12 protein-coding genes and 1 tRNA gene are annotated in these 13,302 nt (G+C 45.1%); 2 read left to right on the forward strand and 11 right to left on the reverse strand.

Annotation, left to right across the window (positions count from 1 at the left end):
* Positions 1 to 50: 50 nt before the first annotated feature.
* Positions 51 to 671: an FmdE family protein gene (locus EYB58_RS14665; protein WP_111957190.1), complete on the reverse strand. Its 621-nt coding sequence runs from the start codon at positions 669 to 671 to the stop codon at positions 51 to 53.
* A gap of 144 nt (positions 672 to 815) precedes the next feature.
* Here EYB58_RS14665 and EYB58_RS14670 point away from each other — a divergent pair.
* Together EYB58_RS14670 and purU are read left to right on the forward strand one after the other, a co-directional pair.
* Positions 816 to 902, forward strand: a tRNA-Leu gene (locus tag EYB58_RS14670).
* A 443-nt stretch (positions 903 to 1,345) separates the two neighbouring features.
* Positions 1,346 to 2,185 carry a formyltetrahydrofolate deformylase gene (purU, locus tag EYB58_RS14680; protein ID WP_111957191.1) on the forward strand — a complete coding sequence of 280 codons (840 nt, stop codon included), beginning with the start codon at positions 1,346 to 1,348 and terminating at the stop codon, positions 2,183 to 2,185.
* A gap of 146 nt (positions 2,186 to 2,331) precedes the next feature.
* Here the strand turns inward: purU and EYB58_RS14685 are convergent, their stop codons facing one another.
* The 10 genes from EYB58_RS14685 to EYB58_RS14730 form a co-directional block, all read right to left on the reverse strand.
* Positions 2,332 to 3,162: a universal stress protein gene (locus EYB58_RS14685; RefSeq protein WP_111957193.1), complete on the reverse strand. Its 831-nt coding sequence runs from the start codon at positions 3,160 to 3,162 to the stop codon at positions 2,332 to 2,334.
* Positions 3,163 to 3,193: 31 nt separating this feature from the next.
* Complete coding sequence (locus EYB58_RS14690; protein WP_111957195.1) at positions 3,194 to 4,921, reverse strand: chloride channel protein; 1,728 nt, start codon at positions 4,919 to 4,921, stop codon at positions 3,194 to 3,196.
* Between the two features lie 20 nt (positions 4,922 to 4,941).
* A complete protein-coding gene (locus EYB58_RS14695; RefSeq protein WP_111957197.1) occupies positions 4,942 to 5,619 on the reverse strand; it encodes a PTS sugar transporter subunit IIA in 678 nt (225 codons plus the stop codon).
* Positions 5,620 to 5,807: 188 nt separating this feature from the next.
* Entirely contained in the window at positions 5,808 to 6,236 is a 429-nt protein-coding gene (locus EYB58_RS14700) for a response regulator (RefSeq protein WP_111957199.1), read from the reverse strand.
* A gap of 64 nt (positions 6,237 to 6,300) precedes the next feature.
* Positions 6,301 to 6,948: a sensor histidine kinase gene (locus tag EYB58_RS14705; RefSeq protein ID WP_111957202.1), complete on the reverse strand. Its 648-nt coding sequence runs from the start codon at positions 6,946 to 6,948 to the stop codon at positions 6,301 to 6,303.
* The gene (locus EYB58_RS14710) at positions 6,945 to 7,316 is read right to left on the reverse strand and encodes a response regulator (RefSeq protein ID WP_111957205.1); all 372 of its coding nucleotides are present in this window, start codon (positions 7,314 to 7,316) and stop codon (positions 6,945 to 6,947) included. Before EYB58_RS14710 ends, EYB58_RS14705 begins: the two co-directional genes overlap by 4 nt.
* A 3-nt stretch (positions 7,317 to 7,319) precedes the next feature.
* Positions 7,320 to 9,047, reverse strand: coding sequence for a sensor histidine kinase (locus EYB58_RS14715; RefSeq protein ID WP_111957207.1), 1,728 nt, complete (start codon positions 9,045 to 9,047; stop codon positions 7,320 to 7,322).
* A gap of 30 nt (positions 9,048 to 9,077) precedes the next feature.
* Positions 9,078 to 10,295, reverse strand: a complete 1,218-nt coding sequence (locus EYB58_RS14720; protein WP_111957209.1) for a response regulator — start codon at positions 10,293 to 10,295, stop codon at positions 9,078 to 9,080.
* 12 nt (positions 10,296 to 10,307) lie between these two features.
* Entirely contained in the window at positions 10,308 to 12,443 is a 2,136-nt protein-coding gene (locus EYB58_RS14725) for a SulP family inorganic anion transporter (protein WP_111957212.1), read from the reverse strand.
* Positions 12,444 to 12,469: 26 nt separating this feature from the next.
* A complete protein-coding gene (locus EYB58_RS14730) occupies positions 12,470 to 13,048 on the reverse strand; it encodes a TetR/AcrR family transcriptional regulator (protein WP_111957214.1) in 579 nt (192 codons plus the stop codon).
* Positions 13,049 to 13,302 lie beyond the last annotated feature (254 nt).

Raw genomic sequence — 13,302 nt, forward strand, 5'->3', positions numbered from 1 at the left:
AAAAAATCCGGCCCTTTATTATAGCTTGTTTGGTAATTAGGGTTTCGGGCTTATTTCAAATTCATATCCGTCATACAATCCTGGCAAAAAAAACAGCCGTCAGCCTGGATTAGTTTGGAGGCCATGGTGGGTTCTTTGCACCTGTCACACTGATGCGACGGCTCTATCTTTGCTTTTGGGGGTATGGGGACCTTTATCTCGGTGATGGTGAAAAGGTGTTCAGGCGCCTGTTCAAGAATTTCCATGGCCTTTGCCCGGTGAAGATCCCAGAACTCGTCATGATCCGCCTTACCGGCTTTATTTTTCCTTATCAGTTGTATCAATGCCTGATGCCTCGCCCCCAGAAGAGGTTCAGGAGCGTATTTTTTAGCAATGCGAACGCCTTTGCCAGAATTTCTGCTCACAAAGGTAAATGCGGTTTTTCCATAATCTTTGAAAATGAAATTGCCCTTGCCAAAGGTGCATCCCGTAATAACCTGAATTGCATCTGTTCCGCAGGCATCTGTTTCAACAATGGCCACAATGTCCTCGTCCAGTGCCCGTGTTTCTGAAATTAAATCCATACCGGCCATAGCCGCCTGGAACCCGAATGCAAGCCCCGGACACAAATGGCCATGAAATTCAACACATTTTTGAAACAATTTTTTTTTATCCCTGGGTAATTCTGGCATAAAAACTCCTTTATTAGCTACTTTCGCCTGCTTAACGCCACATCAATTGCTTAAAACATATAGAATGATGAAGTGTCAAGGACGAACTGTGGATTTAGGCTTGCAAATCCGTGCACAATAATATATTTTTTACATAATTAAAATGCCTGGGTGGCGGAACTGGTAGACGCAAGGGACTTAAAATCCCTCGCCCGCAAGGGTGTACGAGTTCAATTCTCGTCCCAGGTACCAAACAAAATCAAGGGGTTCGCTAATATAGCTAATCCCTTTTTCTTTCATCAAGAGTCGTCTGTGTGAGACTTTTGAGTAGCTGTTGCAAAAAACGACATCGCATCCACTACAGAACCGCCAATGCTGTGTGAGTATATTTCAGTTGTTGTACGGTTCTCATGACCAAGGATTCTTTGAATTGTTCCAAGGGGTACATTCAGACTTTTTCAATCATTTCCGTTGATAGCTCCGAGTACAATACTTCCCTTCCCCATTATCTGGCCATCGTTCTGTTCGTTTCAGAAAGATGATTAGAGGTATGCCGGATGAAGGCAATCGATAATCAATACAACGGCATTAAATAAAATTAAAGCAGGCAAAAATATTAGTCCTTGTCGTCAGTAGACGTGTTTACTATAAACACTTTCGGTTAAATCTTTTTGAGAAGAAAAGAGGAGGGGACCTTGTACATACTTTGCCTGAATTGCGATGATCGTCCGGGAATTGTTGCTGCGGTTGCGAATGCTTTGTGTGATTCAAATTGTAATATTGAAGAATCTTCACAGTTTGACGATCCATATTCCAACCAGTTTTTTATGCGCGTTATGTTTTCTGCCGTAACTGAAGGGGCGGAGGAAAAGTTTAGAAATATGTTTGAGGCTGTGTCCGAGGAATTCGGCATGAATTGGTATATGAGAGAAATGGATGAGCCGGTCAAAACCCTTGTTCTGGTATCAAAAGATGATCATTGTTTGAACGATATTATCTATCGCTGGAGGACAAAGCATCTTAACATTGAAATAGTGGGTGTAGTCTCCAATCATACAGTAAACCAGGAGCTTTGCGAGCAATTTGGGCTTAAGTTTTATTATGTGCCCACGCAGGGGGTTGATAAAAATGAGATCGATGAACGACATTTTAGGGTTATCGAGAAAACGGGTACGGAGCTCATTGTGCTTGCGCGCTATATGCAGATCCTTTCTGAGAATATGTGCGAGAGATATGCCGGGCGGGTGATCAATATTCATCACTCATTCCTGCCGGGCTTCAAAGGTGCAAAGCCCTATCATCAGGCATATGAGCGCGGTGTGAAGCTTATCGGGGCAACCGCACATTTTGTTACGGAGAATCTTGATGAAGGGCCGATTATAGAGCAAGACGTCATGCGTATTGATCATCGAGATTACCCGGAAAAGTTACAAATTAGAGGGCAGGATACAGAGGCCAGAGTGCTCGCCCGCGCGATCGAAATGTACGCCGAAAGACGGATCTTTCTGCACGGGACTAGAACGGTTATTTTGTAGGGGGTAGTTATATAGCCCCCCCATCAGGTACAATGGACCCAGAAATTTAAATCAGGTGCTTAGACTACACATACTGTTGTAAAGAATACTAATTAATTAAGATGTTGATTCCATATTACCTTTTTAAACGCCTGATGTTTCAGATACTATTTAAGAGATATACGGCAATTAGGACCCGTCACCAGCAGGTTGTTGGTAACCGTGGACTGGATATACTCCATCTTACTTCCCAGAAGAATCTCTTTAATTACTCCGTGTCCATAGGCGCCAAGAACGATCAGTGAGTCGTGGGGCACCTCATACAGCATCCGGTCAAATCCCGAAGATTCATAAAAACACCATTCGTTCACATACTGGTCCACAAGTTCCTCAAGTTCCGAACCCCGGACCATATCCCGATAAACTTCCTCGCTGTCCTTTTCAAGTACGGTATATATTTTCAAAGGAAATCCCGAAGCAATGGCAATTTTCAGCCCCAGAACAAGGGCGTTCATGGCATTGGATGATCCGCCGAAAAATACGGATATGCTTTTCCATGCTTTGAACACAGGACTTGCAATCAGAATGGGAAAGGTGGCCTGCTTTATCATCCGTCTTACCTTGGGACCCAGGAGCCCCAGTCCTATTTTGGATGACCGATCGCTGATTGAACGCGGAGAGCACATATAATCGAACTGACTGGATATATCCGGCAGGGTGGAAGCGGTAAAGTCTTTTGGCTCATAAAATCTGGGCGGAATCCCGGCCTCATCAAAAAGCGCAATAACATGTTCATGGGCTGTATCCGGAAAGGCTAAAAATGAGTTGTCCAGATTCACCTGAACCACATCATTGGAAAAATACATTAAAAATTTATCTGTTTTAGGTATATAGACAACAGGATGGGCATTAATTTTTTTACAAAAATACAGGGACTGCAAAAAGGTTTCCCTACCAAAGGGGGTATTCCTGAAAATATGGAGCAGTTTATAATTCATTGGAAGTCTCCTTGGGACAATGAACAGGGGGTCATTGTATATTGGTCTGCATGATCAGTTCCCTGCGGTACAGATCAAGTATTCGTGCCTTGGAAATCATCCCGGAAAATCTGTGGTGATCCACCACCGGGATGTGATCAATGTTAAAGGTTTCCATAAATTCCAGTACATCATGGAGATTGTCGTCAACGGATGCTGTCACCATATCCGTATCCATGATCTGGTTAAGAAAGATCATGTCATAAAAGGCTGGATCCAGGGCATATTTCCTGATATTTGAAACCCGAACCAGCCCTAAATAGTCGCCGGTCTCATCTGATATAACCGGGTAATGGTTACGGTCCGAATTGCGGATTATATTGATAAATTCTCTGAAAACCATATTTTCCGATACAGCGGTGTAGTTGGTGTCAATGATTTCGTTTAAGCTTAAATCCGATAAAATTCTTGCATCTGTCCCGGGCCGCATGAATTCACCGCGTTCAATGAGGTCCTTGAAATAAAAAGAAGCCGGTTCAATAATATGGCTTAACGTAGACGAAATGGAAGAAACCAGCAGCAAAAGTAAAATGGCCTCGTAGCCGCCGGTAATTTCTGCAATCAGAAAAATACTGCTTAATGGGGCCTGCATAACTCCGGACATGATACCGGCCATACCTAAAAGAGCATAAGCGCCTTCTGAAGTCACTGCGGCATTTGGGAAAATAAACATCATGGCCTTGTAAAACACTACTCCGCTAAGGCTGCCGATGAGCAGGCAAGGCGCAAAGATGCCGCCGGAGCCTCCCCAGCCAAGGGTGATGGCCGTGACAAATATTTTTAAAAAAATACCGATAAATATGAGCCAGAATGCCATGGGAAAAGTGCCCCCCACCATTTCCATGATCGGATGATACCCTTCACCCAGCACCATGGGCATAAAAATTCCAATGGAACCCACAGCGCAGCCGCCGATCATTGCCCGAAGCCAGGGGGATACAGGTGTTCGTTTGGCTAATCCACCAACCTTTCTGAGTGTCCGTGTAAAGATAACGGATATCACGGCGGTGAACAGGGCAAGCCCGATGCTGCCTAAAATATCACCTGTAAAAATACTGAAAGGGGGAGGCTGGAAAAGCTCTTTTGTGGGGATAATGGCTTCACAAACCTGCGCGCCGGCCACAGCAGCAATGGCAATGGGAATGATATTGACAAATTTCCATTCCCCAAGAATGATCTCAATGGAAAAAATAAGCCCGGCCACAGGGGCGTGAAAAATTGAAGCAATGGCGCCTGCCGTACCACAGCCCACCAAGGTCATGCGCTGCCGGTCATTCAGGCCTAAAAATTTAGCGATATTGGATCCTATGGCAGACCCGCTCATGACAACCGGAGCCTCAGGACCTGCAGAGCCGCCACTGGCAATGGTTAAGAAACTGGATATAAGCCTGGAAAAGGTGGAACGAAACCTCAAAAGCCCGCCGCGTCTGGATACGGCATATATGACTTCGGGTACACCATGGCCTGCGCCTTCCCGCATCACTTTATCAAGAAATAAAAATGAGAAAAGGGCTCCGATGCCAGGCAGGATAAACGCCCAGGCGTATTGTCGGTACGGTGCAAGAAATTCAAGAACTGTAGCCAGGGACAGTCTTAATGCCACGGCTGCAAGACCTGCAAAGATACCGACAACTGCGCCGGCAGTCATCAGCACAAACCGGTCATCAAAAAGAAAAAATTTTGCATAAAAAGAATTATAGGTTTGTTTAAGCTTGCTCATGATGGGGTCCGGATAACCGCTTACATCTTTTGGGTCAGGTGCAGGGTATCAATTCTTTCGATCAATTCGGATTGTTCCGGGCAGGTTTTTAAAAATTCACTGAACTGCCTGTTCCGTAAACATAAAGAAAGAGAGGATAACAGATGAAGGTGGAATTTTAATTCCGGGAACAGGATGAAAAAGAGAGTAGATACAGGCTGTTTATCCAATGCATGATAATCCACAGGGTGTTTAAGAAAGCAGGTAGCAACCATAGGCTGTTCAAGATATTTAAGGGGTGTCCTTGGGTGGGGAATGGCAATGCCTCCGCCAACCCCTGTAGATAAAGCCTCTTCCCTTTTAACAAGCTGTCGGGCAAGATCCGTTTTGCAATTATCCGGAACGGCCTTAATTCTTTCAACGCATGCGTTAATTACGGACGGCACATCCGGTCCTGTGTCAATATCGTGATACACGCCGCCGGTTTCAAGGGCAGTGGACAAAGAGACCTGCACTTCGGCTTCAGGGTCTTGGACAGGGCGAGGTTTCAGGTTAAGAGAAATATGGCTTTTTGCAGCCCAGTTTTTTAAATCCCTGGCATGAAAGCTGTAGGTTCTTCCCTTTTGGGACACAGGCAGCTTTCCCTGGCGGATCCAGCGCTCTATGGTTGTACGGGATACACCTAAAGACTTGCATAACTCAGATATTAGAATTTCCATTTTTTCCTGACGCCGCTTGCTGTATGATAAACCTCATTTTAAACTTTGATGCTTTATATAGACCAAACCAGTCAGAATGACAACCCCGGTACACCTGTGAACCTAAAAGGGATAAAAGCCATAGATCAGGCTTTTATCCCCTTTTTTTTGTCCTTTGAAAAGACCGGTCAACGTTTAGATTTTAGGACCTACCATCCCCGGGTTTCCATGATTTCCTTGATTCTTTTTTCCGCTTTTTTCTCCACCAGGATTATCCTTTTGGCCTGGGCTTTTTTGATCTTTTCAGTCAGGGTCGTCAGGTCAGCCGGTTTTTCAAGCAAATCCATGGCACCTAACTTCATGGCCTCTATACCTTTTTCAACCGTGGCATGCCCGGTCAAAAGAATCACTTGAAGCTCAGGATTTTTCTTTTTTAGAATTTTTAAAGTTTCGATGCCATCCATTTCCGGCATCTGCAGGTCAAGGACCACCACGTCAAAAACTTTTTCTTCAACGCTTTGCAGGCCTTCAATGGCGGAACTCGACGTGCTCACGTCCATTCCCCGGTTCGTCATTCTCTCTGCCAGGGCTTCTGTGAACTCCTGTTCGTCATCTATGATTAAAACTTTTTCACTCATTGCCGGGGTCTCCTTTTAATTTAGTTGATATTAAAGAAGTTGTTATCTGTTGAAATTATTTTTACTACTTGCCAAATACCAGCTCAGCCTTGGTATACTGATCATCCAATACAATTTTCGCTTGGAATAAATCCAAGGCCTGACTGTTTGCCTGCTGATCAAAATTAGAGGCAAAAGGCTGTTCACACTGAAAACTTAAGCAAATTTGATTATTCTCATCTTCCTTAGAGGATATATTGAGAACGGCACCTGATGCAAGGTTTTCCGTTACATTTTCTAAAATTGCCCAAATTAGAAATAATAAAAAGAAAAGTGATCCATTGACATAAAGTTTGCCGGAAGCCTGGGTATGATCCACCTTGATGCCTTTATTGGCAATGATTTTAGCGCCAAGACCAAGGGCAAGCTCCAGCGCCTCATCCAGATCTATCTGTTGTTCCGGCTTGTCCATACTGTGGGAAAAGGTATTAAGGGATTTTACGATACCATCAGCCCGGCCGATCTGTTTTTCAATACGCTGGACAATTCCCGAAAAACGCTCGGTATCAAGAGGAACACCCTTTTGGGCCATCATAAGATGATCAGACATCAGTCCTGCATTTTCATTCATGATGGCCAGGCAGTTTTTAATATCATGGGATATGGCTGCCCCCATCCGGCCAAAATAAGCCGGGCCACATTGATCCGTAATTTCCTGGGCTGTGTATTTCAATTTTTTCCTCCATCAAGCATGATCTGGTTGAGCTTTTCAATCAGACTGTCAATTTCCACAGGCTTTACAAGATAAAAAGCCTCTCCGGTCTGGGAACATCCTTCATAGTAACACTCTTCAGACCCATGGCCGGTCATAAAAATAAACTTGAGTTCGGGACATATCGCCTCCATCTGCTCCTTAAGCTCAAAACCGTTCATCTCCGGCATCTGCACATCCAGAACAGCAATGTCATAATTTTGATTGGACAGCATGGAGATGGCATCATTGGGCGTGACAGCCCAGTGTGCATCAATTCCTCTGTACCCAAGACGTTCTGCCAGGGTAGAGACCAGTTCCTTCTCATCATCGACCAGAAGTATCTGCATAGTTCACTCTTCTTTCTGTGTTGTTGTGGGCAGAGATACAATAAATGTTGTGCCCTCATTAACCTTGCTTTCTACTTTAATTCGCCCACCTATCTCCTGGACAAGGCCATAGGTGATGGAAAGCCCTAACCCGGTACCGCCCTGATTGGTCTTTGTTGAAAAAAACGGTTCAAAAATATGTTTAAGATTTTCAGGGGAAATACCACATCCACTATCGCTTATATCAAGTCGAACAAATGCGTCGTCCGTTTCTTCTGCCTTGATGGAAAGCCTGCCGTCTCGGGGCATGGCAGCAAATGCGTTATTTACTATATTTAAAAGAACCTGCTGCAGCTTACCCCGGTTGCCGACGACCTGGGGCAAGGTATCAGGCACATCTATCTCAATAAAGATATTTTTTAACTGTGCCTCTTTTACCAGAAACACCAGCACTTCATCAAGAACGGATTTAAGGGTTAAAGGCACGGCAGTGGTCTGGGTCTGGCGGCCAAAACTGAGCAGTTGGCGTGTGATCCTGCTGCACCGTTTCACCGAGGCTAAAATAATATCCACGGTTTCAAGCAGTCTTGGCTCATTTTTCAGTTCCTGCTTAAAATGGGCAAGATCCTTTATAAGCCCTGCCTTTTCATTGATAATGGCCAAAGGATTGTTGATCTCATGGGCCACACCTGCGGCAAGCCGGCCAATGGACGCCATCTTGTTTTCATATTCAGCCATATGAAAATATTTGGAACGTTTAATGTCTAAATATTTCAAACGCCGCACAAAATAAGCAGTTACAGCCCCAATCCATAAAAGAACCACAGATATGCTTATGCCCAAGTACTTGATCACTGTCGCCTGGCTGTCCTGCCAAGGGGACATGATCACCTGTTTGGATTTAAGCACCACCAGAATAAACGGTGTATTGGGTATGTGCCTGAATGCCGAGATCAAATTCTGTCCATCTTCTAATGTAATGGGCATGGTACGGGTTTGGTCCGTGGCCAGGGGTAACGCAATGTTTGCTTTTTCAAGCACAGCCCCGAAATGGTGGGACGGTGTTTGAAGCACGCCCTGGGCATTGATCAAAAATGCATCCCCGTTCCCCGATGTTTTAACTTCGGATATAATTTTGGGCAGCTGGTGCTCGATGGTGGCCCGGATAATGACATAGCTGTTGTCCGGGGTCGTATGACGCAGGGCAATGGAAATATGGGGAACGTTTCTGAACCCTAAGAATACATCACTGACAGAAATCCCATGGTCCATGGTGTCCTTGAACCATTGCTGATCCTTGTAGTTTTTGCCTGCAAGCCCATGGGGGCCGGCATAGGCATTTTGAACGCCGGTGGCGTCAATAATGCCGATGTCCGTAAAGCCCCCAAAGCTTTGGTGTAAAAAATTTAAAGTCTTTGTTAGTTGCTGTGTGTCCTCAAGCTGTGCCAACGAATTGGATCGCACCACGTAGCTCAATGCATTTTTACGTTCATCTAAAAAAAAGGAAATTGAACGCCAGGTGTTTGATGCCAGGCGGGCAGCCCGGGCCTCGGCATCATTTTCCAGAGCTCGCCGGGTCAGGTTGTAATCCAGGACGGCAAAAAAGATAACAGGAATAATGGCAAATGCGGCTGTCAGTACAAAGGAGATCAGCCATATCCGTTTGTAATTAAGAAATTCTCCTACAAGCAGTTTTGTGCCTGGGCCTGTGCCCTTTGTTTTTTTTTCCGTATTCTTAGTTTCCTGGGCCATAATGATAATCCTGTTCCTACAATATTCAGTTTAGTTTTGTTTTTGCTGTATTTTTTCATTGGCAGCCTTTAAATTCCGGCTTAACTCTTCTATATCCACAGGCTTTTGCAGATAGGCAAAGGCACCAAGCTTCATGCAGATATCTCTGTCAGCATCTGATCCATGGCCTGTCAGAATGATGACTTCGATTTCAGGCCTGGAGGCCTTGACCTTTTTAAGCACTTCAATACCGTCAATACCCGGCATTTTTAAATCTAGAATCATTACATCAGGTTCATCCGCTTCGACAAGATTTAAAGCGGATTCACCGTCATAGGCGATTGCGGAACCCACGTCACGCATCTGCAGTCTTTCGGAAAGGGTCTGTACAAATTCACGTTCGTCATCCACTAAAAGAACTTTTGACGGTACTTCGAAATCGAACTTGCGATAGATATCTGCCTGGTAAAAACCCTTACCGATTCGAGTTTCAACCGAAGAGACCCCTTCAACCTGTTGTGCAATATTTTTGAGCTCTTCTTCAAGTTTTCCTAAAAGAAGAACATTGGTATTGATTGTCAAAGTGACCAGTCCGTCCCGGGCGCTGACGCCTATGGAATGGCCTTCTTTGGACAATGCCACTTCTACCCGTGCTGCCAGGGCAAAATCATCGGCAGCCTTCCTGGACGCCTTGGTGGACTGAATCACTTCATTTTTCAAATTTTCAAGAATCAGGGATACTGCCTCATCTTTGGTCATTTTGTCCGTGGGCAGAATAATGTCGTAAAGGGAAGCATCCCAGGGATCGGTAATCTTATAAAGCGTATTAGACCATGCACTGTAAGATTCGTCATTCTTTAATATCAGATTGGCGGCATCTTTTTCACTTAAGTTTTGCGCTTTCATGGCCTGTTCAATTCGATATGCCTTGTCTGCAATCAGGCAGATTCTTAATACATGACTTATCGAAGCTGGGATCAAAAGACTTGTAAATCCATCAATCACGAAATCATCCTGGGACATTCGCTCTGCCATGGCCAGGCGCAGGTAAGCAATGGAGCGCTCTTTTTCATGGGTGAATTTATTGAACACCGATTTTTTTTCAAGAAATGACCGAGCAATTTTCTTTTCGGACATTCCGGACAACCGGCTGGCCGAGTCTACCAGATCATTGTCTGACAACAGTTTAAATCCGCTTTGATCAATAACATCTGAAATGATTGACGCTTTGCCGCAATATGAACCACTGAAAAATGTCAGTATAGACATGGGATGTCTCCTTTATTTGGTTGTTTGGTTCCCTAGGCAGTTTACGAGTAATGGACACTGATCTTCCTTGGTATTGGCATGGGTTTGTCCATGAACGATTGACAGTGCTTTTTCCATGGTGGGATAAATGTTGTGAGTCCCGATTTCTTCAAGCAAATGCGTACGCGCAAGTACCTTGTAAACCGCATCATTGACCCCGCTTAAAGATACGCCGTATCCGGCGCTTCTCAAGCGCTGAATAATGAGGGCCAGCGTTTCCTGGCCGGAGGCGTCTATGTCATTGATACCATTGCAGGCAATAATAAAGTGCTTTAAATTAGATTCTTTCTGGATTCTGTCGTTTATTTCATCCTCAAGGTAGCTGGCATTAGCAAAAAACAGCGGGCCTTCAAAACGGATCATTTGAATGTGTTCACAGGTTGCCAGTGCATGTACGCAAGAATCTTTGAGTGCCTGATCTTGGCCCCTTGAAAGGGTGCTGATTTTTGGGCGCATGCTTTTATACAGGAAGACGGCCAATGACAGCCCAACACCAACGTAGATACCACTTTCAAGATGCGGTGCCACAGCCAAGGTAACAACAAAGGTAATCACGGAAATCAGGCCGTCATACCACTGTGCTTTCCAGGCATGGACAAAACCGGAAATGTTCACAAGTCCGATAACGGCCATCATGATAACCGAAGCAAGGACCGCCTGGGGCAGGTGGTAAAGCAACGGTGTAAAAAACAGCAGGGTGATGATAACCATAAGACTTGTAATGACACTGGAAAAGCCGGAGACCGCGCCGGCCTGGAGATTGACGGCACTTCTGGAAAAAGAACCGGATACCGGATAACTTTTGCCGAAAGACCCTATAATATTGGAAAGACCCTGGCCGATAAGCTCCTGGTTGGGATCAAGCCTTTGACCGGTTTTAGCCGCCATGGCCTTGGCAATGGCAATGGCTTCCATGAAGCCGAGCAGGGAGATGATAATGGCGTAGGGTAAAAGTTGCAGGAACACGGAAATGTTGATTGCCGGCATGCCAAGTTTGGGTAGCCCCTTGGGTACTTCACCGACTACAGCACCGCCACCGGACAGTCGTAGGGCTTGTGTGTCAAGGGCCTTATTACCCATCAGGATACGGTATATCCTGTCATCCACCCTGGGCTCGGGCACCTGCCCGTCTTTGGGGTAAAACACAACACCTTGATTTTTATCCTCGACAGCGCTGAAATGTATCTCCCGAAGCCGGGTACGAATTTGGGAGGCCTGGCTTTTGGCAGCATCAATTTTGGCTGTAAATACCCTGGACTGATAGCCGAGATCCAGCTGTTCAAGGGGGGGGGCGTCATGACTGTTTTCTATTTTGGAAGTAAGCTTTGTACGTTCATCGCTTAAATCGGCTATGGATTTAATGGCATTGTTAAACGATAGAATATCTTGCTGAACCTGTTCATCCATGATCTGGGAACTTGTCACAGTGGCATTATGTTGAAACCCTGTGGTCCAGGAAATGATGGTGGTGACGGCAACCGCAACAAGCACGTATGGAATTTTTGGATTCAGCCGTTTTAACCCCACCATGATGGCAATGGATAAAATCCCCATGGCAAGGGTGGGCAGATGGGTATAGTGAAAGGCGCTTTCAATCACCCGTATAATGGTTTCATAGTGGTGGTGCGCCTTGTCTACATAAACGCCGAACAGTTTGGACAGCTGGGAGGTGGCAATGATAATGGCTGCAGCGTTGGTAAAACCGTTAACAACCGGATGAGAAAGAAAATTAACAATAAGGCCCAGGCGCAGAACCCCGAGCAGCAGCTGGAACACCCCAACTGTAAGAGCCAGGATAATTGCATAGGCAATAAACGCCTCGCTTCCAGCTGAGGCCAACGGTTCAAGACTTGCTGCAGTCATCAAGGAGACCACGGCCACAGGGCCGGTTGCCAGCTGGCGGCTGGACCCGAACAAAGAAGCGATCATGGGGGGCAGAAACGCCGCGTAAAGGCCGTAGTAGGCCGGTAGACCCGCCAACTGGGCATAGGCCATGGACTGCGGAATAAGTACCAGGGCCACAGTGAGCCCGGCCAGAAAATCAATTCTGAATTTGCCCAGGGAGTAATCCTTGAACCACTCTATGAACGGCAGTATTTTGGTTAACATGTCGAACACCTTTCTAAGTTAATTGTCTAAGTCTTTAGCATGCGCTTGCAGGAGTTTACCAGTTCATTGAACAGTGCATTGGCATTATACAGATTGTACGTTTTAAACCGGACCACCCCGTCCACCATGGAAAAGATAATCAAAGCGGTCTTGCGGGCAGGCAAAGGATCAATGGAACCGTCCTTTACCCCCATTTCGATACCGTCTTCATAGATGGAAACAAGACAGTCGTAAATGGCCTCCAGATAGCTCCGGCATTCAGGTACTACCTCTGCCATCTGGTAAGGATAGTACCTGTGCAAAAGGAGAAACTGATTCTCCATTTTGCCGGCCAAGTATAAATGGAAGGATACCGCACGTTCAATCATGCCCATGCCGCTGTCAAAATGCTGATTTCCCATATAGGCGTCAAATTCCTCCAGAATCATTTTTTTGGTCTTTTCAAGAACCGCTAAAAACAATCTATCTTTGGTTTTGAAATGATAAAAAATGGTTCCTTCCGCGACATTGATCATTTTTGCCAGATCAGCGGTGGAGGTCTCTTTAAATCCGTTTTTGGAAAACAGCACAGTGGCAGCCTGCAGTATGGCATCTTTTTTGGACATAACACCTCTAAAATATTGAGTGACTACTCATTTTATTTGAGTGTATACTCAGTTTGTTTTCTCCTGTCAAATGATTTTTTAAATTTTTTAAAGAATTAAATGACATGCAACGCATTGAAACATTAGTATATTGTGGACTACGGCAATAAAATTTTCTTAAAATTCAGATGTTTCAATGTGCAATAATTGTGTTTCAAAAAGCAATGAATCAAAAATGTATTTTTTTTGTGTGTGAGCGCAGATTTTTTCTTGAA

The sequence above is a fragment of the Desulfobacter hydrogenophilus genome (assembly GCF_004319545.1).
Lineage (GTDB): Bacteria > Desulfobacterota > Desulfobacteria > Desulfobacterales > Desulfobacteraceae > Desulfobacter > Desulfobacter hydrogenophilus.